Source organism: Pseudomonas sp. PGPR40 (genome assembly GCF_022014505.1).
Taxonomy (GTDB): domain Bacteria; phylum Pseudomonadota; class Gammaproteobacteria; order Pseudomonadales; family Pseudomonadaceae; genus Aquipseudomonas.
The window spans coordinates 46437-69091 of the sequence record NZ_JAKLSP010000022.1; the positions used below are offsets into that span (position 1 = coordinate 46437).

General features: G+C 58.4%; 22 protein-coding genes and 1 pseudogene. 12 read left to right on the plus strand and 11 right to left on the minus strand.

Annotated features, from left to right (window positions below; all coding sequences use genetic code 11):
* From MEB48_RS19200 to MEB48_RS19230, 7 genes are all read left to right on the plus strand, one after another.
* Entirely contained in the window at nucleotides 1–1161 is a 1161-nt protein-coding gene (locus MEB48_RS19200; protein ID WP_237885537.1) for an iron-containing alcohol dehydrogenase, read from the plus strand.
* Between the two features lie 105 nt (nucleotides 1162–1266).
* The gene (locus MEB48_RS19205) at nucleotides 1267–2832 is read left to right on the plus strand and encodes an amino acid permease (protein WP_237885538.1); all 1566 of its coding nucleotides are present in this window, start codon (nucleotides 1267–1269) and stop codon (nucleotides 2830–2832) included.
* Between the two features lie 285 nt (nucleotides 2833–3117).
* Complete coding sequence (locus MEB48_RS19210) at nucleotides 3118–3906, plus strand: dienelactone hydrolase family protein (protein ID WP_442969111.1); 789 nt, start codon at nucleotides 3118–3120, stop codon at nucleotides 3904–3906.
* Nucleotides 3907–4139: 233 nt separating this feature from the next.
* Nucleotides 4140–4328 (plus strand): DUF1843 domain-containing protein, encoded by a 189-nt coding sequence (locus MEB48_RS19215; protein ID WP_237885539.1) that lies wholly within the window; start codon nucleotides 4140–4142, stop codon nucleotides 4326–4328.
* A gap of 41 nt (nucleotides 4329–4369) precedes the next feature.
* A complete protein-coding gene (locus MEB48_RS19220) occupies nucleotides 4370–5017 on the plus strand; it encodes a DUF1842 domain-containing protein (RefSeq protein ID WP_237885540.1) in 648 nt (215 codons plus the stop codon).
* Between the two features lie 54 nt (nucleotides 5018–5071).
* Nucleotides 5072–5653: a DUF1842 domain-containing protein gene (locus tag MEB48_RS19225; RefSeq protein ID WP_237885541.1), complete on the plus strand. Its 582-nt coding sequence runs from the start codon at nucleotides 5072–5074 to the stop codon at nucleotides 5651–5653.
* A 213-nt stretch (nucleotides 5654–5866) separates the two neighbouring features.
* Nucleotides 5867–7330, plus strand: coding sequence for a GDL motif peptide-associated radical SAM/SPASM maturase (locus MEB48_RS19230; protein ID WP_237885542.1), 1464 nt, complete (start codon nucleotides 5867–5869; stop codon nucleotides 7328–7330).
* Nucleotides 7331–7543: 213 nt separating this feature from the next.
* On the opposite strand, the gene MEB48_RS19235 is transcribed toward MEB48_RS19230, so the two are convergent.
* From MEB48_RS19235 to MEB48_RS19245, 3 genes are all read right to left on the minus strand, one after another.
* Nucleotides 7544–8497, minus strand: coding sequence for a LysR family transcriptional regulator (locus MEB48_RS19235; RefSeq protein WP_237885543.1), 954 nt, complete (start codon nucleotides 8495–8497; stop codon nucleotides 7544–7546).
* A gap of 29 nt (nucleotides 8498–8526) precedes the next feature.
* On the minus strand, nucleotides 8527–9501 hold the full coding sequence (locus MEB48_RS19240) for a quinone oxidoreductase family protein (protein WP_237885544.1): 975 nt from the start codon (nucleotides 9499–9501) through the stop codon (nucleotides 8527–8529).
* A gap of 84 nt (nucleotides 9502–9585) precedes the next feature.
* Nucleotides 9586–11007, minus strand: a complete 1422-nt coding sequence (locus MEB48_RS19245; protein ID WP_237885545.1) for an MFS transporter — start codon at nucleotides 11005–11007, stop codon at nucleotides 9586–9588.
* A gap of 129 nt (nucleotides 11008–11136) precedes the next feature.
* On the opposite strand from MEB48_RS19245, the gene MEB48_RS19250 reads away from it, so the two are divergent.
* Nucleotides 11137–12030: a LysR family transcriptional regulator gene (locus MEB48_RS19250; RefSeq protein ID WP_237885546.1), complete on the plus strand. Its 894-nt coding sequence runs from the start codon at nucleotides 11137–11139 to the stop codon at nucleotides 12028–12030.
* A 19-nt stretch (nucleotides 12031–12049) separates the two neighbouring features.
* Here MEB48_RS19250 and MEB48_RS19255 read toward each other — a convergent pair whose 3' ends face one another.
* Both MEB48_RS19255 and MEB48_RS19260 read right to left on the minus strand, forming a co-directional pair.
* The gene (locus tag MEB48_RS19255) at nucleotides 12050–12226 is read right to left on the minus strand and encodes a DUF1289 domain-containing protein (RefSeq protein ID WP_038982653.1); all 177 of its coding nucleotides are present in this window, start codon (nucleotides 12224–12226) and stop codon (nucleotides 12050–12052) included.
* Nucleotides 12227–12229: 3 nt separating this feature from the next.
* Complete coding sequence (locus tag MEB48_RS19260) at nucleotides 12230–12601, minus strand: hypothetical protein (RefSeq protein ID WP_237885547.1); 372 nt, start codon at nucleotides 12599–12601, stop codon at nucleotides 12230–12232.
* Nucleotides 12602–13118: 517 nt separating this feature from the next.
* On the opposite strand from MEB48_RS19260, the gene katG reads away from it, so the two are divergent.
* A complete protein-coding gene (gene katG / locus MEB48_RS19265; protein WP_237885548.1) occupies nucleotides 13119–15407 on the plus strand; it encodes a catalase/peroxidase HPI in 2289 nt (762 codons plus the stop codon).
* 560 nt (nucleotides 15408–15967) lie between these two features.
* Here katG and MEB48_RS19270 read toward each other — a convergent pair.
* Nucleotides 15968–16822, minus strand: a complete 855-nt coding sequence (locus MEB48_RS19270; RefSeq protein WP_237885549.1) for a sterol desaturase family protein — start codon at nucleotides 16820–16822, stop codon at nucleotides 15968–15970.
* Nucleotides 16823–16889: 67 nt separating this feature from the next.
* Between MEB48_RS19270 and MEB48_RS19275 the strand changes: the two genes are divergently transcribed.
* Nucleotides 16890–17852: an AraC family transcriptional regulator ligand-binding domain-containing protein gene (locus MEB48_RS19275; RefSeq protein WP_237885550.1), complete on the plus strand. Its 963-nt coding sequence runs from the start codon at nucleotides 16890–16892 to the stop codon at nucleotides 17850–17852.
* A gap of 29 nt (nucleotides 17853–17881) precedes the next feature.
* Here the strand turns inward: MEB48_RS19275 and MEB48_RS19280 are convergent, their stop codons facing one another.
* Nucleotides 17882–18256 (minus strand): tautomerase family protein, encoded by a 375-nt coding sequence (locus MEB48_RS19280; RefSeq protein WP_237885551.1) that lies wholly within the window; start codon nucleotides 18254–18256, stop codon nucleotides 17882–17884.
* A gap of 108 nt (nucleotides 18257–18364) precedes the next feature.
* On the opposite strand from MEB48_RS19280, the gene MEB48_RS19285 reads away from it, so the two are divergent.
* Nucleotides 18365–19258, plus strand: coding sequence for a LysR substrate-binding domain-containing protein (locus tag MEB48_RS19285; protein WP_237885552.1), 894 nt, complete (start codon nucleotides 18365–18367; stop codon nucleotides 19256–19258).
* A gap of 6 nt (nucleotides 19259–19264) precedes the next feature.
* Here MEB48_RS19285 and MEB48_RS19290 read toward each other — a convergent pair whose 3' ends face one another.
* The 4 genes and pseudogenes from MEB48_RS19290 to MEB48_RS19305 form a co-directional block, all read right to left on the minus strand.
* A complete protein-coding gene (locus MEB48_RS19290; RefSeq protein ID WP_237885553.1) occupies nucleotides 19265–20158 on the minus strand; it encodes a tyrosinase family protein in 894 nt (297 codons plus the stop codon).
* Nucleotides 20145–20600, minus strand: a complete 456-nt coding sequence (locus MEB48_RS19295) for a hypothetical protein (protein ID WP_095055747.1) — start codon at nucleotides 20598–20600, stop codon at nucleotides 20145–20147. The genes MEB48_RS19290 and MEB48_RS19295 overlap by 14 nt, the downstream gene beginning before the upstream one ends.
* 113 nt (nucleotides 20601–20713) lie before the next feature.
* Nucleotides 20714–20854, minus strand: a pseudogene (locus MEB48_RS19300) (transposase domain-containing protein); the annotation flags it as partial.
* A gap of 152 nt (nucleotides 20855–21006) precedes the next feature.
* Nucleotides 21007–21561 carry a YdeI/OmpD-associated family protein gene (locus MEB48_RS19305; protein ID WP_237885554.1) on the minus strand — a complete coding sequence of 185 codons (555 nt, stop codon included), beginning with the start codon at nucleotides 21559–21561 and terminating at the stop codon, nucleotides 21007–21009.
* Between the two features lie 255 nt (nucleotides 21562–21816).
* On the opposite strand from MEB48_RS19305, the gene MEB48_RS19310 reads away from it, so the two are divergent.
* Nucleotides 21817–22626, plus strand: coding sequence for an NYN domain-containing protein (locus tag MEB48_RS19310; RefSeq protein WP_095060553.1), 810 nt, complete (start codon nucleotides 21817–21819; stop codon nucleotides 22624–22626).
* Nucleotides 22627–22655 lie beyond the last annotated feature (29 nt).

Sequence of the window (22655 nt, forward strand, 5' to 3'; positions counted from 1 at the left end):
ATGAGCCTGACCGCAAACTGGAACTACCCCACGAGCATCCGCTTTGGCGTTGGCCGCATCGCCGAACTGGCCGAGGTCTGTCGCAGCCAAGGGATTCAGCGACCGTTGCTGGTCACCGACAGTGGCCTGGCGCGTACGCCGATCACCACGGCGGCGCTGGAATCCTTGCGCTCTGCCGGCCTCGGTGTAGCGCTGTTTTGCGACCTCAAGCCCAATCCGATTGAAGCCAACCTGGCGGGTGGGCTCGATGCCTGGCGTGCTGGCAAACATGATGGCGTGGTCGCTTTCGGCGGTGGCAGCGGGCTGGATATGGGCAAGCTCATCGCGTTCATGAGCGGCCAGACCCGACCGGTTTGGGATTTCGAAGACATCGGCGACTACTGGACACGCGCCGATGAAAGCAGCATCGCCCCGGTCATTGCGGTGCCGACCACCGCAGGCACCGGTTCCGAAGTCGGCCGTGCGGCGGTGATCATCGACGAACGTACGCACACCAAACGCATCATTTTTCATCCAAAAATGATGCCAAGGGTAGTCATCAGCGACCCGGCCCTCACCGTCGGCATGCCGGCAAAAGTCACCGCCGGCACCGGCATGGATGCATTTGCCCATTGCCTGGAATCGTACTGCGCTCCCGGTTTTCATCCGATGGCCGAAGGTATCGCGGTGGAAGGCATGCGCCTGGTGGCCAATGCCCTGGTCCGAGCCGTACACACCCCCTCCGACCTCGACGCGCGCGCGCAAATGCTGGCGGCTGCCGCGATGGGCGCCACCGCTTTCCAGAAAGGGTTGGGCGCCATTCACGCGCTTTCGCATCCGGTGGGATCCCTGTACGACACCCACCACGGCATGACCAATGCCACTTTCATGCCCTATGTGCTGAAGTTCAATCGCCCGGCCATCGAAGAACGCATCACCCGTCTGGCGGCTTATTTGCGTCTGCCCTCCCCGGGGTTCGACAGCTTTCTGGCCTTTGTTCTCAAGCTGCGCAAAGACGTCGGCGTGCCGCATACGCTGTTTGAGCTGGGCGTGGATGACAAGCAGGCCGATCTAATCGCGGACATGGCGATTGTCGACCCCTGCGCCGGCGGCAACCCGTTGCCGTTGACACGAACGGGGGCGGCAGAAATTTTCGACGCGGCGTTTCACGGCCGCCTTTAAGCGGGTTAGAGACAGGAGCAGTACGACAGGGGGTTGAAGACAAACCCATTCGGCAACGCATCACGCGGATGGATGTGGATCAAAACCTGAACAAGAGCACACGTTATGAGTCCAGTAAGCCAACCCGGCGCCACCGCGCCGCAAGACGACGACCTCAAGGTGTTGCACAGCATGGGCTATGCCCAGCAACTCGCGCGACGAATGGGCGTTTTCTCCAACTTTGCCATTTCCTTTTCGATCATTTGCATCCTCTCGGGTGGCATCAACTCGCTGGCACAGGGCACCTCGGGTGCGGGCGGTGCGGCAATCGGCATCGGCTGGCCACTCGGCTGTCTGATCTCCGGGGTTTTCGCCATGGCCATGGCACAGATTTCCTCGGCCTACCCCACCGCTGGCGGCCTCTATCACTGGGGCTCGATTCTCGGTAATCGCTTCACCGGCTGGCTGACGGCCTGGTTCAATCTGTTGGGACTGATCACGGTGCTCGGCGCGATCAACGTCGGTACCTATTACTTCTTTTTCGGTGCCTTCGGACCGGCCCTGGGAATGGAAGACACCATCACCACACGGATCACTTTCCTGGCGATCCTGACCGGCGTCCAGGCCTTGTGTAACCACTTCGGCATCGGTCTGACGGCTAAGCTCACCGACTTCTCGGGCTACCTGATCTTCGCCACCGCGATCGCGCTGACCATCGTCTGCCTGATCGCCGCCCCCAGCTATGACTTCGCCCGGTTGGTGACCTTCGGCAACTATTCCGGCGAGGCCGGCGGCAACGTCTGGCCACAGGTGTCGAATGGCTGGGTTTTCATGCTCGGCCTGCTCTTGCCGATCTACACCATCACCGGCTATGACGCCTCGGCGCATACCTCCGAAGAGACCCATCAGGCATCCGTGTCGGTACCGGTCGGGATGGTCAGCTCGGTGGCCTGGTCGTTGCTGTTCGGCTGGGTCATGCTCTGCTCGTTTGTACTGATGCTGCCGAGCATGGACGAAGCGGCGAAGCAGGGTTGGAATGTGTTCTTCTGGGCGATGGACACTCAGGTGAACCCGGCGATCAAGATGGCGCTTTACGTAGCGATTTTCATCTCGCAGGTTCTCTGCGGGCTGGCGACCGTGACCTCGGTTTCACGCATGATCTTTGCGTTTTCCCGTGACGGTGGCCTGCCCTTCTCGAAAACATTGGCCTCGGTCTCACCGACCCATCGCAGCCCGGTGGCGGCGATCTGGACCGGCGCCATTCTTGCGGTGCTGTTCGTGTGGGGATCGTCCCTGGTGTCGATCGGCGAAACGCCGGTTTACACGATTGTGGTCTCCTGTACGGTGATCTTTCTGTTCTTCTCTTTCATCATTCCCATCGTGCTGGGCCTGTTTACCTACGGAACCCCGAAGTGGCCGCACATGGGGCCATGGAACATGGGGCGCGGGTTGTATTCGTTATTCGCCATCCTCTCGATCCTCTCGATGGTGCTGATCTTTGTCATCGGCATTCAGCCGCCGAACGATTGGGCGCTGTACATCACCCTCGGTTTTCTGATTCTGACGGCGATCGTCTGGTTCGGCTTTGAAACCCGACGCTTCCAGGGCCCGCCCGTGGGCGACATGATCATCAAGCGTCAGGCAGAAATCGCAGCAGCTGAAGAGGCGTTGAACAAACAGGCTGGGAGCTGATTGCCACGCTTTTCGTAGGAGCCAGGCTTGCCGCAATGCCAGTCAGTTAAGCCGCGAAACCCTGTAGGAGCGAGCTTGCTCGCGAAGACGGCGGCACAGCAAACATTGAGGTTGCCTGACCCACCGCTTTCGCGAGCAAGCTCGCTCCTACAGGAATTTCGCTTAACTGACTGGCATTGAGGCTTGCCGGCGAAAGTGCACTAAGGACGCCTTCGCCGGCAAGCCTGGCTCCTACATGTCCGGGCGCCGAATCACAATCTGGATCAACCAACAGGAAGCACGCAGATGGACCGTCTCACAGCGAAAGATTTTGCTCCTGAACTGCTCGAACTCTACGACTACTACGCCCACGGCAAAATCAACCGGCGAGAGTTTCTTGATCGTGCGGCGCTGTTCACCTTGGGCGGCTTGACGGCGACGACCCTCCTCGCCGCCCTGAGCCCGAATTATGCGTTGGCCGAGCAGGTGCAATTTACCGACCCGGACATCATCGCCGAATACATCACCTACCCCTCACCCAAGGGTCACGGGCAGGTTCGTGGTTATTGGGTGCGCCCTGCGAAAGCCACCGGCAAGGTGCCGGCGGTGGTGGTCGTGCATGAGAATCGTGGGCTCAACCCTTACATCGAGGATGTCGCCCGGCGCCTCGCCAAAGCGGGGTTCATCGCACTCGCCCCTGACGGTCTGACCTCGGTGGGTGGCTATCCCGGCAACGACGACAAAGGCCGGGAATTGCAGCAGACCGTCGACCCGGAAAAACTCATGAATGACTTTTTCGCCGCCATCGAGTGGCTGATGAAACATGAGGCAACCAGCGGGAAAGTCGGAATCACCGGCTTCTGTTATGGCGGTGGAGTCGCCAACGCTGCGGCCGTGGCCTATCCGGAACTCGGGGCCGCCGTGCCCTTTTATGGCCGTCAGGCAAAGCGGCCGGCAAGACCTATGAAGCCTATATCTATCCAGGCGTTAATCACGGTTTCCATAACGACTCTACACCTCGATACGATGATGCCGCCGCCAGGCTTGCCTGGGACCGGACACTGGTCTGGTTTCGGCGTTACTTGGCTTGATTAATCAAATACGAATAATGGCGATAAAGAATTTAACGTTTATGAAGAAGTCACTGAACAGGTCTCCCTTCATCGCCAATCTTAATATTGAATACACCGCCCCCTAACCCATCGCGATTAATAAAATAATATTAAAAATTACTCTTCCGTTGCCCATTGCATATTTATCCGCGCCTGCTTAACTGCACAAACTGCTAATAACAGCAGTGCCCGCAAAACACCACGGAAGGAATCGTTATGAGCAGTTCAACTCGCCATAGCATGCCCCCCTATGGGGTGGCCATCCAAGGCGCGATCAAGGCAGGCGACCTGCCGCAAATGAAGACGCTGTTGAAACAACGCGATGCATCCACACCTGAAAACAAAGAGCTAAGTAACGCTTACGAGCAGCTGGCCAAGGAAGTCGCACGCCTGGAAAAGCACTAACCGCTATTTCCGCTCCCCTTATTGCAATGGAGGCAATAACCATGTCTGGTTCTAATCAGCAATTTGTCGGTTTGTTCCCGCTCGGCTACCGAATGGGTACTTCGATGCCGGGTGCACAAAGTCTGGCACTCAATCTTCTGGTCTTTACCCCTGATGAGACTGTCAACGGCACCGCGGCAATCACTCAGGCGACCAACCCGCCTCTGGATGTGCATTCTGATGTCTGGGGCGAATACACCTACCTGACGGTCATGTCACCCGGCGTCAGCAAAATCCTGATCACCGCCCAAGGCAATCACGGCGGCTCAGGCTCGAATTCCATCGTGAATTTCAAGTTGCAACTGGTGGTGGGCACCGACTGGAAAGAAGGCGTCGCCAACTATTCGTACTTGAATGGTCAGCAGCAGTGGATCGAGGTCAATAATGCTCCCGCCCATCTCATTGAGGCGGTACCGTCCCACGTCTCCCCGCTGCCGTTGGAACCCGGCCCGGTGATTCCGCCGGAATCATCATATCCACCGATCATGCCGCTGTACGCCGCACCGATTCAAAGTGCAATGGCCAGTGGTGACCTGGCCCAGATGAAAAACCTGTCGCGTCTGGCCCAGCAGCAACTGGATCAGCAACCCCAACTGCAGAGTGCGCTTGAAACGGCCAAGGAAGAAATCAGCCGGCAGGAACGCCGCTGACTCGACCACGAAATATGCCCGACTTGTCTTGAATACAAATAAGGGAGTAGCACCATGTCAATCGGACTTTTTCATACCCGCCTCAATGTCAGCAATCACCTGCTGGGCGCACCGGTTTTAACCCTCGATCTGCTGGTGGATACCGCAAAGAAAAAGGTCAGCGGAATTGCCAGTATTTTCCAAAGCACCTACCCGCCCCTCAACTTCCGTGCCCGTGTATGGGGTGAGTACGCCGAGGCCAAACTGGTGCCGACGGCCGAGAACCACATCATCCTCACTCTGGCGGGCAGCCCAAGCGGCCCTCTCAGCCAGATCGCCCAGACCTTCGGTTTGAAGGGCATTTTAGGCGGCGATTGGGCGAGCGGTTATGCCGACTACAAGTACGAGAATCAGGGCCAATGGCATTACGTGAAACACGCAGCCGTCAGCCAGGCTCCCGTTATCGTGCGACCAGAGCATCCGCACCATGCCGTGCCGCTCTACGCCGTCGCGGTGCAGCAAGCGCAAACCAGCGGTGACCTGGCGCAACTGAAGGCCGTGGTCAGCCAGGGTGAGCAACAACTGGCCCACAGCGGTGCACTGCGCAACGCGCTGGACCAGTTGAACGTTGAAATCGCCCGGCTGGAGGCCCGCTAACCCACGTAACACCGCAATCCATGTAGGAGCGAGCTTGCTCGCGAAAGCGGTGTGTCAGGCGACATCAATGTTGATTGTGCCGCCGCCTTCGCGAGCAAGCTCGCTCCTACAGGTTCCGCGCAAAAGGTAAATCCGGTCGCGCCACTGTCCCAAGGAAGGCGCGAACACTTCGATGGATTCGTGCCGCGCACGCGTTGTGCGCAAGGATTTCCCATGTCAGACAGTCGCCCCGCCCGCTACCTCAGTGAAACCGACCTCAAACGCTACGTGCCGGTGCATGTGGTCTGGGAAATCACCCTGGCCTGCGATCTCAAATGCCTGCATTGCGGCTCACGCGCCGGCCATCGACGCCCCGACGAATTGAACACCCGGGAATGCCTGGACGTCATCGATTCTTTGGCCGCCCTCGGTACCCGCGAGGTCACCCTGATCGGAGGTGAAGCCTATTTGCGCAAGGACTGGACCCAACTGATCCAGGCCATCCACGATCACGGCATGTATTGCGCCATACAAACCGGTGGACGCAATCTGACACCGGCGAAAATGCAAGCCGCAGTGGATGCCGGGCTCAATGGCGTCGGTGGTTCACTGGATGGATTGGCCCCGCTGCATGACGCGGTGCGCAATGTTCCTGGCTCGTTCGACAAGGCGGTAGACACCTTGCGACGCGCCAAACAGTCCGGGCTTGCGGTGAGCGTCAACACCCAAATCGGCGCGGCCACGTTGCCCGACTTGCCTGAGCTGATGGACCTGATCATCGGCCTTGGCGCCACTCACTGGCAGATCCAGCTGACGGTCGCGATGGGCAATGCCGTCGATCATCCGGAGCTGTTATTGCAGCCGTATCAACTGCTGGAAGTGATGCCGTTGCTGGCGCGTCTGTATCGCGAAGGTGTCGACCGCGGCCTGCTGATGAACGTGGGCAACAACATTGGTTACTACGGTCCTTATGAACACATGTGGCGTGGTTTCGGTGACGACCGTGTGCACTGGAGTGGCTGCGCCGCCGGCCAGACCGTGCTGGCGCTGGAAGCCGACGGCACCGTCAAGGGTTGCCCGTCATTGGCAACGGTGGGGTTTTCGGGCGGCAACGTACGCACCATGAGCCTGCACGATATCTGGCACTACAGCGAAGGCATGCACTTTGGCCGACTGCGCGGCGTCGAAGATCTGTGGGGTTACTGCCGAAGCTGTTACTACAACGATGTCTGCCGTGGTGGCTGCACTTGGACCTCGCACTCGCTGCTCGGCAAACCCGGCAATAATCCTTATTGCCATTACCGTGCGCTGGACCTGCAAAAACGCGGGCTGCGCGAGCGCATCGTCAAACTCGAAGATGCAGCCAAGACCTCCTTCGCCGTCGGACGTTTTGACCTGATCACCGAACGCATCGATACCGGCGAGAAGGTCAACAGCGTCAGCGACAGCGGCCAGGTGATCAAACTGGCCTGGGCGAACCAAGGCCAGAAATCACCGGACGAAGGACGTATTCCACCGCAACTGGCGCTGTGTCGCGGCTGCTTGCAATACATCCATGCGCACGAAGTGACCTGCCCCCACTGTGACGCCGATGTCGCCGCCGCTGAAGCTGTGCACCAGACAGACCGTGCGCGGCAACAAGCGATTATCAACACCCTGACGGGTCTGTTGGGGGTGCAGCAAAATACCTTGATGTGACATTCGTCACGCACAAAAAACGCCCTGTAGGAGCCAGGCTTGCCGTAATGCCAGTCAGTTAAGACACGGAACCCTGTAGGAGCGAGCTTGCTCGCGAAAGCGGTATATCAGGCGACATCAATGTTGACTGTGCTGCCGTCTTCGCGAGCAAGCTCGCTCCTACAGGAATTTCGCTTAACTGACTGGCATTGAGGCTTGCCGGTGAAGGGCGTCCTACAGAGCGCCTTCGCCGGCAAGCCTGGCTCCTACCAAAAGCCAAGGTGGCCCATCCGCAAATCTGACCTCCAGCCATTCCTTGAATGCCATGAGCGTCGCCGGTGTGAACGCGGCAGATGCTCGCACCAGATAAATTCCGCCCTGGGCATCCAGATCCCACTCCGGCAGAACGCGAACCATCTGGCCGTTGGCAATTTCCCGGCTCATCAGCCACTCGCCAGCGCCCAAAATACCGACGCCGGCCTTGGCCGCGGCGAGCAACGCCTCGCCGTCGTTCGAGGTCAAGGTTCCCCTGGTGATGACCCTCTCCTGCCGATCACCCTTCGACAAACGCCATTCAGGAAACGCCGCAAGGCCGGTAAAGCCCAGGCAGTTGTGCTCGCTCAGTTGTTTCGGACTGGTCGGTAAACCATGCTGCTCTATATAACTCGGTGAAGCGCATAGAATGCGGCGATGATCGCTGAGCTTCTTCGCGACGAGGCGGTTGTCGTTCAATTCGCCGATACGAATCGCCGCATCGAATCCTTCCCCAATGATGTCGACGACGCGATCGCTGTAATCCACCTCGATGGAGACCAGCGGATGAGCCGCCAGAAATTCCGGCAACATCGGCGCCAGCCACAGGCGCCCCATCGCGGCAGGAAAAGCCAGGCGCAAGACGCCACGAACCTGCGCCGCGCCCAGTGACGCTTCCTGTTCAGCCTCGATGATCAGCCCCGTGGCAGAGCGCAGGCGTTCGACAAGGCGGTTGCCGGCATCGGTCAACCGCACTTGCCGCGTCGTACGTTCCATCAGCCGCACGCCCAAGCGCTTTTCCATGGCTGCCAGGCGCTTTGAAATCACCGTCGGATGGCGTTGCAGCAACCGTCCGGCGGCCACGAACGAATGCGCCGAGGCAACCGCGAGAAGCGCTGCAATTTCATCGATGTGGCGGCTGTCCAGTGGGTTCACAAAACACTCTTTTTTCAGATAACAGACGATCAGGGCTTGAGGACGATCGCTCCGCGAGATTGGCCGCCTTCCAGATCGGCATGAGCCCGGGCTACATCGGTCAATGCATAGCGGCCCCAGATGCCGGGCGTGATTATGCCCGCCTCGACCGCGGCCAGTACATCCTCGGCCCGCTGCCGATATTCGGTGATACCCGTGGTGTGCGCAGCGAGTGAAGGACGGGTCAGGAACAACGAGCCCTTGGCATTGAGCGTGCCCACTTCGACCGCTGTCGGCGCCCCGGAGGATGCCCCGAAAGACACCATCAACCCACGCGGCCGCAAGCAGTCGAGCGACGCTTCGAACGATACTCGCCCGATGGGATCGTAGACCACATCGGCTTTCTTGCCGTCGGTGATCTTTGCGACATCCGCGGCCAATGTTTGTGCATTGAACACCAGCACCGCATCGCAGCCCAGCGCCTTGGCGGTCTCGACACTTTCGGCCCGGGAGACAACGCCGATGACAAAAGCCCCCAGGTGTTTGGCCCACGTCGCCATGATCTGCCCGAGGCCGCCCGCTACGCCATACAGCACCAGGGTGGTGCCGGGGCCGACCGGATAAGTCGTCTTCAGCAGGTACTGCGCGGTAATGCCTTTGAACAACACCGCGGCGGCCTCTTCAGCCGTCAACCTATCGGGAATTGGCACCAGCCGCTCGGCCGGAAACAGCCGCGCACTGGCGTAAGCGCCGATAGGCCCTGTTGCGTAGGCCACCCGATCACCCACCTTGACGTTACTCACATTCGCGCCGATGGCGGCAACCCGGCCAGCGCCTTCAAGGCCCAGACCCGACGGCAATGGCAGCGGCACGGCACCTTTGCGCTGACTCACATCGAGGAAGTTGACGCCAATCGCCTCCTGCTCCAGCCAGACTTCACCCGGCCCCGGCTCACGCGCCGTCACTTGCTCGATGGTCATCACCTCAGGTGCGCCGGTGTGTGCGATACGAACGACAGAAACCATTGCCTGACTCCTTCACTTCAGCGCAGCCCATCTGCGCCATGTGCGGGAAGTATCGGTATTCGATTTCAGGTGAACAATACAGCTTCACTGCAGTTCATTACTGCATGTGGTGCAGCAGTGTGAATCTCGCAGCGTAAGCGCGATTCCCAGTGCCAGGACGATCAACACCATGGCGACGGCAAACGTTATCCGCATACCGTTGGCGATGGCAGCGGGAGATGCCGTGGTGATGTCTGGCGTCGCCGAGGCAAAGGCGAACACCGCGCCCATGACCGAGGCGCCGGTGATGAGGCCGAGATTGCGCGACAGGCTGAGCATGCCGGCAATCACGCCGCGCTGGTCCGGGCGGATGTCGGTCATGATCGCGGTGTTGTTGGCCGCTTGGAACAACGCATAGCTGGCAGTAATCACCGCGATGGGCGCGAGATAACCGAGGATGCCGAAACCCGCTGGCATCATGGATAACGCACCTGTGCCGAGCGCCATTGCGAGGAGCCCGACAAGGGTCATGCGCCGAGTGCCAAAACGGTCCACCAGGCGACCGGCCGGCACACCGGTCAGCGCCGCCACCAACGGGCCGACCGACAAGGCAAGGCCGACAAGCGCTGTACCAAGCCCAAGCGCACCCGAAAGATAAAACGGCCCGACCACCAGCGTCGCCATCATCACCGTCGAAACGAGCGTGCTCATGGCCAGGCTCGCGCTCAATCCCGGCTCCCGGAACAGCGCCAATTTAATCAGTGGTGATGCAACCGTGGTCTCAACGAATATAAAAAGCCCAACGCCGAAAACAGCCGTCAGCAGCAGCGCGATATTGAGCGGACCAAAATCACCATGCCCGATCGTCATGGCCAGCGCATACGCCCCGAGCGTCAGCGCCAGCAGCAACGTGCCTGCCTTGTCGAAACCCACCCGCCCTGTTTTCTCTCGCTGAGAATCCGCAGGCAAATAGCGATACGCGAGCCAGATATTCAGAATACCCAGCGGCACGTTGAGCAGAAAAATCGCCTGCCAACCTGCGCCTGCGATCAACATCCCACCGAGCGACGGTCCCAGCGTGGTGCCGATCGCCGACGTCGTGCCGAGCAATCCCATGGCCCTGCCAGTCTGCGCTTTCGGCACCGTCTCACCGACAAACGCCACGGTCAGTGCCAGCATGATCGCCGCCCCGAGCCCTTGCACTGCCCGAGCGCCAACCAGCCACCCGAGCGACGGTGCGACACCACACGCCAGCGACGACAGGGTAAAAATGCCGATGCCCGCCAGCAGCAAACGTCGACGGCCGACGAGGTCACCGAGTCGTCCGACGCTGACAATCAGCGTGGTGATCGCCAGCAGATACGCCAGAACGATCCACTGCACCTCCTGAAAGGAAGCATCGAACGCCTCGGCTAGTGTCGGCAAACCCGCGTTGGCGATGCTGGTGTCGAGTGAGGGCATCAACATCGACAGCGAAAGACTGGCGAGCGCCCAGCGGACCGAGCCTGATTGAGTGATGAGTTTCATGGTTTGGCCACATTTTGAAAGGTAGATCAGCAGCGTATGCCTGGGCGTGATAAGGCGGAAGACGCATGACTTGCACTTGATAGATGCGTTTGACGCCATGTCATCCGCACGCCGTGCTAACGTTGGGACATGACGACTCCCGACCTGAATTTACTGATTACCCTGGATGTGCTGCTCGCCGAAGGCAGCGTCGCACGCGCCGCCCAACGACTGCGCCTGAGCCCCTCAGCCATGAGCCGGGCGCTGGCGCGATTGCGCGAAACGACGGGCGACCCGCTGCTGGTCCGGGCCGGACGCGGGCTGGTGCCGACGCCCCGGGCGCTCGAACTGCGCGAACACGTCAGTCGCTTGGTGCAAGACGCAGAAGCCGTTTTGCGTCCCGCCGAACAACTCGACCTCAAGCAACTTGTGCGAACGTTCACCCTGCGTACCAGCGATGGTTTCGTCGAAAACTTCGGCCCGGCGTTGATAGCTCGCGTCAGTGAGGAAGCGCCCGGCGTGCGCTTGCACTTTGTGCAGAAGCTGAACAAGGACAGCGCCGCGCTACGCGACGGTTCGGTCGACCTGGAAACTGGCGTGGTCGGCGGCACCACGAGCCCTGAGGTGCGCACCCGGGCGTTGTTCGAAGATCGCTTCATCGGCGTCGTGCGTATGGGGCATCCGCTGAGCCAGGGCAAGGTCACCGCTTCCCGTTATGCCGCTGGCAGGCACATCCTGGTCTCGCGGCGCGGGCTCGATAAAGGGCCGATGGATGAAGCCTTGAAGGGGTCGGGACTGGAGCGCGAGATCACCACCATCGTCGGCGGTTTCTCGGCCGCGCTGGCGCTGGCTCGCGCCTGCGACCTGATCGCCACCGTGCCCGCGCAGCACACCCGAAACCTGCGCGCCGGCCTGCACAGTTTTGACCTTCCGTTCGACCTGCCGCCGATCACCGTTTCGATGCTCTGGCACCCACGGATGGATGCCGATTCAGCGCATCGGTGGCTACGTGATTGCGTTCGGGAGGTTTGTGCGCAGCCCTAGAATTTCAGACCTGACCGCTTCATTTTTTCTGCAGCCCCTTCAACCGCAAACTCGCCCGCTGTACCGCCGCCATTTTTTCCGGACGCTTCATGCGCTTCCATTTTCTGATGTCGTCCTTGGTGCGGCCACAACTGACACACAGCTCGCCACTCAGCTGGCAAATGGAAACACACGGATTTTCGATATCCTTGGCCACGTTTCAACCCCGTGTGGAGCGCTTGGGCGCCAGGCGTTGCTGCCAGTTGCCGGCATTGGCGCGCTGACATTGTTCTTCAGAATCGAACTGCACATGGGCCGCTACCGGGCTGACGCGAACGTCCGCTTCGCTTAACGCCATGGCCGTCAGTTCGACCATGCGCTCGCCCTGCCCGCTCGCCAGCGCCTGATCCTTGTTGGCCTGCGTATCGAAGACCCAGATCACCCGCAGGCTGGAAGGAAAGACGTCGTAGTCGATTTCGTGGGTCAGCCAGCAGAACCCGACTATTTCCGCTTTGGCGGTTTCACACGCCTCGGTCAGGGTGGCAACCAGGCGACGTTCGATGTGGGCCTGATCGCGTTTGCTTAAAGACATCGGGTAAGGGTCCTTGGTGGGCGTCGATGGAAAGGGCTCATCATACGATACCGGGCTGATCCGAGAGTTACTGCGTCTGTGCCGCCGTCTTCGCGGGCAAGCCTCGCTCCTACAGAATCTACAAACGCCACAGAACCTGTAGGAGCGAGGCTTGCCCGCGAAGAGGCCCAAATACCCACCGCAAATCCCGGCCTTGGAAATGCCAATGATGAATATTGCGAGGGGCCAGATAAAAGAAAACGCCTATCACCCCCCAATACTCCACCTATTAGCTGACTGCTTTATAGGCGTCTAACCTTAATGCAGCGCTGGCGTTAGCCGGCCGGTTGAGACTTGATAAAAGATACGAATGAGTCAGAAGCGTACTAGGCTTGCCGTGGGCCACCGTGCTGGCAACTCGATTGCTGTTCTCCAGATTTCCCGTGTGACCACGACGATCGGTTGATCGAACGGCTACAGCCTATGTCATTGATTTCGCTCGTCGCTATTGCGCGCCCACCCCGGGCCGGATAGCCGGATGAATACGACCAAAGGTAGCGCACACATGGCAAATGAATCGAAATGCCCGTTCAATCACGCCGCCGCTGGTGGTGGCACGACGAACCGCGATTGGTGGCCCAACCAACTGAACCTGAAGATTCTGCACCAGAATTCGCGGCTGTCCGACCCCACGGATGAGGGCTACAACTACGCCGAAGCGTTCAAAAACCTGGACTTTCAGGCGCTCAAGCAAGACCTGAACGCGCTGATGACCGATTCACAAGACTGGTGGCCGGCAGACTTCGGTCACTATGGGCCGCTGTTTATTCGCATGGCCTGGCACAGCGCCGGCACCTACCGCACCGGTGACGGTCGTGGTGGTGCCGGTTCCGGTCAGCAGCGCTTTGCGCCACTCAATAGTTGGCCGGACAACGTGAGCCTCGACAAGGCGCGCCGGCTGCTTTGGCCGATCAAGCAGAAATATGGTCGCAACATCTCTTGGGCCGACCTGATCGTCCTCACCGGCAACGTCGCCCTCGAATCCATGGGTTTCAAGACCTTCGGTTTTTCCGGCGGTCGGCCGGACGTCTGGGAACCGGATGAAGCCGTCTACTGGGGCTCCGAAAGCAAGTGGCTGGCGGGCGACACCCGCTACGAACAAGACAAAAAAGAACCCATGCAGGAACCCGGCGAAGGCCCACTCGTCGCTGAGCCGGGGGAAAACGAGGATAGCCGTACCGACAAAGGTCGCAATCTGGAGAACCCGCTGGCCGCAGTGCAAATGGGCCTGATTTACGTCAACCCCGAAGGCCCGGAAGGCAACCCGGACCCACTCGCTGCCGCAAAGGATATCCGCGAGACCTTCGGGCGCATGGCGATGAATGATGAAGAAACCGTGGCACTGATCGCCGGCGGCCACGCCTTCGGCAAGACCCACGGCGCAGGCCCTGCCGATAATGTCGGTGCCGAGCCCGAAGCCGCTGGCCTTGAACAACAGGGCCTGGGCTGGAAGAGCACGTTCGGCAGCGGCAAAGGCGGCGACACCATCACCAGCGGCCTGGAAGTGACCTGGACCACCACCCCGACGAAGTGGAGCAACAACTACCTGGAAAACCTGTTCGGTTTCGAATGGGAACTGACCAAGAGCCCGGCGGGTGCGAGTCAGTGGACCGCGAAAGACGGCGCCGGCGCGGGCATCATTCCGGATGCTCACGACCCGTCGAAGCGGCGTAATCCGACCATGCTGACCACGGACCTGTCCCTGCGATTCGACCCGATCTATGAGCCGATTTCGCGACGTTTCCTCGAAAACCCCGATCAACTGGCCGACGCGTTCGCCCGCGCCTGGTTCAAGCTGCTCCACCGTGACATGGGCCCGCTCTCGCGCTACCTCGGCCCGGAAATGCCCAACGAAGAACTGCTGTGGCAAGACCCTCTCCCGGCGGTCGATCATGCCTTGGTCAACGACAGCGACATCGCCGCACTCAAGGGCAAACTCCTCGCTTCGGGCTTGACTGTCTCGCAACTGGTGTCGACCGCCTGGTCGGCAGCTTCCACCTTCCGTGGCTCCGACAAACGCGGCGGCGCCAACGGCGGACGCCTGCGTCTGGCTCCGCAGAAATTCTGGCAGGCCAATCAGCCTGAGCAACTGGCGAGCGTACTGGCGAAACTCGAGAGCATCCAGAACGAGTTCAACAGCGGCGGCAAGAAAATCTCGCTGGCAGACCTGATCGTGCTGGCCGGTTGTGCCGGCGTCGAACAGGCGGCGAAAAATGCCGGCCAGACCGTGACGGTGCCTTTCACACCGGGCCGGGTGGACGCCTCGCAAGAACAAACGGACGTCGAATCCTTCGGGTTCCTCGAACCCGCTGCCGATGGCTTCCGTAACTTCCTCAAGAGCAAATACCGCGTACCGTCGGAGGCTTTACTGATCGACAAGGCGCAACTGCTGACACTCACCGCGCCAGAAATGACCGTGCTCATTGGCGGCATGCGTGTGCTCAATACCAACGTCGGACAAACCCGACACGGCGTCTTTACGAAACAGCCGGAAGCGTTGACCAACGACTTCTTCAAAAACCTGCTCGATATGAGCGTGGAATGGAAACCGGTCTCTGACGACAACGAGGAGTTTGAAGGGCGCGACCGGAAAAACGGCGATCTCAAATGGACGGGTACGCGGGTTGATCTGGTGTTTGGTTCGAATGCGCAGTTGAGGGCATTGGCTGAGGTCTATGCATGCGACGATGCGAAGGAGAAGTTTGTGAAAGACTTCGTTGCGGCTTGGGACAAGGTGATGAATCTGGATCGGTTTGATCTGAGATGAAGTGAGCAGCATTGCTGAAAACCCGCAACGCCTCCCTGTATGGAGGCGTTGTGTTTTTTGCTGATCGCAGGAAGATTAAACGGGAGAAATCGTGGCGAGCGCACCAATCAGAATGGTCAACACCAGAAATCCACCCAGGAAAAATGCCATCTTGCCCATGGGGCCTCCTACGTTATGAGGTTGCGGTGCAGTGGCTACCGCAGCTGCTGACCGTGCTGTCATTGTGAGCCGCAGGTCGATCCCATTACAGATGCAGATAGTCAAGAAAAATACGGATCAGCACGACGCTCCCCGAAGTCCCCCACCGCGTAGATACCGTCTCACCGAGCAAGTGTAGGAGCTGGCTTGCCAGCGAAGACGACCTCACGTCATGCAGCGCCCATGAAAACGCCTTCGCCGGCAAGCCGGCTCCTACGGGGTCGGTGTCGTTCACGGCATCTGTAGGAGCTGGCTTGCCAGCGAAGACGGCCTCACGTCATGCAGCGCCGACGAAAACGCCTTCGCCGGCAAGCCTGAACTGGTCAAGTAAATCCGGACACCGTTTACGGTGTTTATGCCGCTCATCGCGCCACCTTCTGGTTAGCGTTTACCCTGGGTGCGGAGCGGCGGGAACGCACGATGGGCCAGAACAATTCTTCTTTCCAGCTTATCGGTGACAAGTGTTCGATTCCGTAGGCCGGCGGACGCCGACGGGTAATTTTTGCTGTTCCGAACAGTACATCCCAAAGAAATAACAGGTTGCCGAAATTGCCTTTGTAATGCGTAACGCCATCCTCGGCAGTCAAACCATGATGTGCAGAGTGAGTGGAGGGTGTGGAGAAGGTTCGCTCCAACACCCAGACAATCGGGCGTAACGCGGGGATGCGATAAAGTTTGTCGTCCCACGCAATGCTGCTATGTGCAGCGAAGATCACGGTCATTTTTACAATCAAATAAACGTAATAAACATGTGCAAGCCCAAGATAAATCAGCATGCCTGATAGCCAGATACCGGGCATCAAAAGATAGTAGAAACTGTTGTTGCGATAGACGATGCGTACACTCATATAGGGTGCGGAATGATGTGCACGGTGCAACGCATAAAGTGCGGGAACCCGATGAGTCAGGCGATGCCACCAATATTGGGTCATGTCATCCAGCAGTAAAAACAATACAAATCCAGCCATCCACGGGATTCCGGCCAACGCGTCTTTCATGTCCGGTACAGCCTGATACAGTATCTGGCCACTTAGCCACATGACTAAAGGGAATGTAACCGCCACCAATATGCCGGAGCCGACGACTTCAATGAGTACGTCACGTTTGCCGCTTGACGACTGACGAAACGAGGAACAGGCAAGCTCAAGCAAAATGAAGGCAAGGAAAATCCCGGCCACTATTACAGCAGGGTTATTGGCGAGCATTATTGTATTCATGGCACTCTCGATTTAGGCCCTTGCGGGCAATGCCTTGTCATTAGAAACCCAGGAGTCAGCCCTCCCAATGCGCGAAATGGACAGAATTGAGCGAGAACCGGCCAATCGCCCGCCCCAGCGCTTTCATCGAGGCAGGCTGGGCCAAGTGCTGGAGCGCTTCCTTGACAGCCAGGTTTCCCGAAAAAGCGCGGATTACAGCCTGATCGAACTGGATCAGCTTTGGCGCGAGGCGGCGCGCCTTGATCCGGCCATCGGGTTGAAACTGTTCGCACTGTTCACGCCTCAGGACTGGCACGTCCTGGCTTATCTTTGCCTGTATAGCCCCGACGTTTTGTCGGCGATGCACCTCTGGGCCCGGTATGCACCGCTTGCATCGGACACCGACAATGTGAGGTTGGTGAATGATGAAAATGGCGTCGGAATCGAGTTATGCGTCGACGCGCCAGGAGAGTTGGCGCGGTATGTCATCGAACACTACGGCGTAATGTCCATCGCGCAATTGCGACGTGGAACGGGGCAGGATGTGCAGCCGATTCTGGCAAAATTCATGCATTCGCGTCCGTCGTATTACAAGCAATACAGCCAGTGGTTTGGAGACCGTATCGAGTTTGACTGCCCGGTTAACTGCTTCTATTTCCGTGCTCAAAGCTTGAGTCTGCCGATGCAGACCCGTCATCACGGGATGTTGGAGTTATTGACTCAGGAACTGGATCGACGGATCGCCGCGCATCGCAACTTCAGCGGTTGGTCAGCCAAGGTTGCCGAAGGTGCGCGACGATCTCTGGCGAGGGGTGAAACGCCAAATCTGGACGATCTGGCAAAGGCGCTGCACCAGACGCCCAGAACATTACGCAGACGCCTGGAAGAGCAAGGCACGACTTTCAGGCAATTACTCGATCAGATTCGTGCAGAACTGGAACTGCATCTTGAGTTGCAAGGCGAGTCGTTAACGGAGATTGCAGCTCAATTGGGCTATAGCGATTTGACTGCTTATCTTCATGCCCGAAGTAGATGGCGTGACGTTAAATAACTGGTATTTGCGAAATCGCTGATAGAAAACTAGTTACCCCGTCCGCCACCAAACGACCATTCATCTGCCGCGGTAGTGGTAATCACCACCATGACGTCCTCAGAGTCGATGCCCGGCGCTCGACTCAGTCTCTCGACCAGGTTGCGATAGAAACGCTGTTTCGTTTCGATATCTCGAAGACGGCCGGCAGTAATCGCGATCAGCACAAAGTCATGGCTGCGCGGACCGCCCAGGTAGCCGGGATCAAATACCAGTTCGCCCACTTCATGTTGGTGAATGACCTGGAACCGGTCAGCCATCGGCACTTCGAAGCTTTCTACTAACGCGTCGTGCAGCCCCTGTGAGAGGGCCTGTAAATACTCGGCCGACTTTCCCCGGTGCAATGAAATACGTGCAATTGGCATAACGGTCTACTCCTGAAAAACCCACTGACAGGAGAAAACTATCAAGTCGCGATAATTCCGAATATCAGATTTAATGGCGACCATAGTCCTGAATGAGTGGATGATTCGATGCGCCGTCCGACCTTCGATCTTGATGTGCTGCGTACTTTCGTGACCGGTGTGGAGTTCAACAGCTTTGCCAAAGCCGCGGATCGGCTCAATCGCTCGACGTCTGCCGTGAGCGCCCAACTCAAGAAGCTTGAGGAACAGATAGGCACGCCAGTGCTGTCCAAATCCGGTCGAGGGCTGGTATTGACGCCGGTGGGTGAATCCCTGCTCAGCCATGCCCGCCGACTGCTTGAACTGAACGACAGCATTTTCCAGACCCTGCACGAAAGCCAGACCGCCGCAACGGTACGCCTGGGGCTTCAGGAAGACTTTGGTGAACACTTTCTCAGCGACATTCTGCGACGCTACGTCAAGATGTACCCGAGGGTGAGCCTCGAAGTCAGGATCGCGCGTAATACCGAACTGCTTACGTTGATCGACAGCGGTGGCCTGGACCTGGCCCTGACTTGGGACACAGGGCACAAGTCCCCTTATGCCACGCGCCTGGGTGAAACGCAGATGCACTGGATCGGACCTCGTGACACGCCATCGCTCAGCTGCTCTGTAGATTCTCCCCTGCCATTGATCATGTTCGACGCCCCTTGCGTATTGCGCAACGCGGCAATCCAGGCACTGGATGAGGCGCGGATTCCCTGGCGAATCGCGCTGACCAGCCCCAGCGTTGGTGGAATCTGGGCAGCCGTTGCTGCCGGTTTGGGCCTCACGCTGCGAACCCGCATTGGACTGCCTGGACATCTCGCCGTCATTGCCGGTCTACCCACCCTTCCTACCCTCGGCTACGTGCTTTATCGTGGAGCAGAACACCTGGCGCCAGCCACCCGACAATTGGCTGCATTGATACAAACCAGTCTGCAAGAGCAGGTGTTCACTCTCACTGGAGGCGCCACCGTTTGACGCTGCCTAAAGCAAGTCACCCAAGGTGTCGTACTTGTAATACTGGCTGTAATTCAGCACATCCCGGGGTGTGACCTTTTCCGGGAAGGGGCTGTACATCGGATCATCAATCCGATGGAACTTGAGCGAATCCGGGGCATTTCCCGCCGGTACGTAGGCTGCGGCGGGATGCTTCGCTTGCCATGCCGCCCAGAGCCGGTCGACATTGCAATGATGTAGAAAGAACACTGGGTCGTTCGGCGAGGACGACAACCCCATGTCACCACCGACCCACACATGGACGTTGTTATGAATGCGTTCTTCGCCCGCCCATCCCTCGATGCTGTTGCGCGCACCACCGGTGGATTGCGCCGCGTTGTAGGGCGCTTTGTCATACACCGGGTTTTCATGGATGACCTTGCGCACATTGGCTCGGCTGGGCAGCGACCCACCTCTTCCCAGATAGCGCACCAAGGGGCGGTTTACCCCGTCTAGTTCCATGGTGCGGCCATTACCCGTCAATCGCACCCGCCACTTCCCACTCACGAACTGTCCGAGGTACTCATCCGACCAGATGAGTGAAGCCCTCGGGTCCTGCAGTTCCGCGTCAGTGTTCCAGTCCCAGTACGGGATTCGAAAGTTGGGGTCGCTTATCGCCTTGCGAAGTAACGTTTCCAACCTCACGAGGAAGTAGCGATGCCATGGCAAGAATGATGGCCCGCCATGCGCAGCGTTCCTCGCCATCTGCCCGGCAGGCGTTGAAATCGTCATGGCCCGGTGGTGCCAGGCCACGAAGGAGTCATAAATCGAGAGATTGGCCTGTCCGGGCCAGGGATTCTGCGCGGGGTCCTTGAGCCGCTTTACCCCTTCAATGTATTTCTTAAGCGCCGGGAGATCATTGACCGCATTAGACCTGATCATGATGTGCTCCGTGGGCATGGTGGTCGGGGTGCTCTCCCCCATCGCCATCGCCCTTGGCGAAGGATTCCGGATAGGCATCGATCACCGCGGTCATCAAATCGAGAGCCGATCCGTAAGTGACGAATGGGGTTGCGTGCGTATGGACCTGGCCCGCATCGTCCACAAACAGATGCGCCTGGACCGGGGTCCCATCGACCTCCACCTGGTAGGTGGTCACGATCCGGACAACGTGTCCTTTGTGGTTAATCTCGCGAACAGTCCTGGCCTCATGTCCTGCGTGCGGGTCCACGTACTCAGGGAACTGCGCCTTGATCCATGCAGGGTGCGTTTTGTCAGGATCGGTGATGGATATCTCTGCGAGAGCACCTATGTCAGGCGGGCTCAATAGCACGTTGGGTTTTGTACCCGTTGGTTCGGGGCTGGAGACATTCTTCCGTGTCATGATTCCTCCTGGAGTGTGCCCCCGGACGATTGCCCGGACTGGCTGGAGGAAGTGTAGTTGGTAGCGGGTAGGCATGCCGTTGAACTCATCCGCCGGGCGGACTCGCTGTGGATTCACCCTACGGGCACCCAGCGATACGGCAGCATGTCGGTAATCTCACTCGCCCGTTGTGTCGGCAGGCGCGTGAGGATGCCCTTTAAGTAAGCATACGGATCATGCCCATTGAGCTTTGCTGATTGGATCAGGCTCATGATTCACTTTTACAGACGCATTCCCATCTCGCGACCATTGAGTGCACCCTAACGATTAAGCTAACAGGCGAGCAAAAGCGTAGCTTTTGCGAGTCCAGTGAGCGAAGCGAGCGGTGTTGAGCGCCTTGTCAGGCGTATTCAACGGAATGTTCCATTTAAAAATTTTCTGCCTCGGGCGCACGGAAGGCCTTACTGTAGTAGCCAGACTGGTCGAAACAGCAAACCTGCTTCTTGCCGGATGCAAGCATATCGCAGGCATCACCAATTCGTTTTGCGCGCGTCTTAAGTTGCTTGGCTGAAGTAATCCAGTGTATCCAGTCTACTCGTGCGATGGTCGTCGTATTGTTCCAAACTTTACGAGCCTCAGGAGTGGCTGCCAGTGCCTCCTGAAAATCTGGTGGGATGTCAGGCTCGGGTTCCTTCTTCACAGGGGCTAGCTCTACTGTAACGATATCCCCAACGGCCGCGCCTGCGGCTTCGTGTAACTCTCTACTTACCTGCAGCCAATGGCTCAGCTGACCATCCGGCTCAAGGGTTGCCTGGAAATGGTGCCCATTGATTGTGCCTTCAACTGTCGTCCTTCCTCGCCTCGGAAGCTGTTCACTCGCGTCTCTTGGCAGTACTACGAACGCCCACGACGTATCATTGCCAGGCTTTGCCGGACGAAGAAGCTTTGCTTCGAATCGGGATTTCACATCGATTGTTGTCATTGCAACTCCTCCAACTAATACGCCAAGCTCTGCTGCGGTAAAGATTCAGTGCAGAAAGTCGACGCTACCTATTAGCCACTAGTCTGTCCAGCGGCTGCTATCGGTCGATTAAAAGTCATTGGCTAATCGTTCCGCTTTGCACATCACCGCAAACCCGTAGCCGTTGGCAAAACACGCTCTCTAGCGCGAAGCGGTGATCCCTTTGTTCATCCGTGATTTAACGGTATGTTGAAGTCCTCAACTCAAGGACGACCCATGGCCATCCACGCACCCACCCCCACGCAAAAACACTTGGCAGTGTTAATCGACGCCGACAATGCCCCCGCAGCAATTGTTGAAGGTTTATTCGAAGAAATCGCCAAGTACGGTGTCGCCAACGTCAAGCGGATCTATGGCGACTGGACTGGCCCTCAGTTGGGTGGATGGAAAAAGGTGCTACTCGACCATTCGATTCAGCCTATCCAACAGTTCGCGTACACCAAAGGTAAGAACGCAACAGACAGTGCCTTGATCATCGACGCAATGGACTTGCTGTACACCCGACGCTTCGACGGTTTCTGCCTGGTTTCGAGCGACAGTGACTTCACCCGCCTCGCTTCGCGGTTACGAGAAGAGGGTTTGACGGTCTACGGGTTTGGTGAAGAAAAAACCCCGAGACCGTTCGTGTCGGCCTGCGACAAGTTCATCTATACCGAATTGCTGCGCGGTGAAGTGCTTGTTGCTGCAAGCAATGGACATGGTCGACCCGAACCTGAGCCACCCGCCGAAATCGAGGCCGTCAAAGTCGCCAGTACGCCCGAAGTAAAAAAGCTACCCAAGGCACCAGTAAGTTTCATCGCAAAAATCTTGGATGACATTGCCGACGAGGACGGCTGGGCTCACTTGGGTGCGCTGGGCACCAACATCAGCAAATTGAGACCTGAGTTCGACCCTCGCACCCATGGTTATAAAAAGCTCAGTGAGTTGATCAAGGGGTATCCGGATACGTTTGAACTGCAAACTAGAGGAACGTCGGGAGTGGGTGGTTCAATACTCTATGCCCGGCACCGACAGCCGAGCTCGTAGCCCCCGTCACCAACGACCGCTCTTGGCTG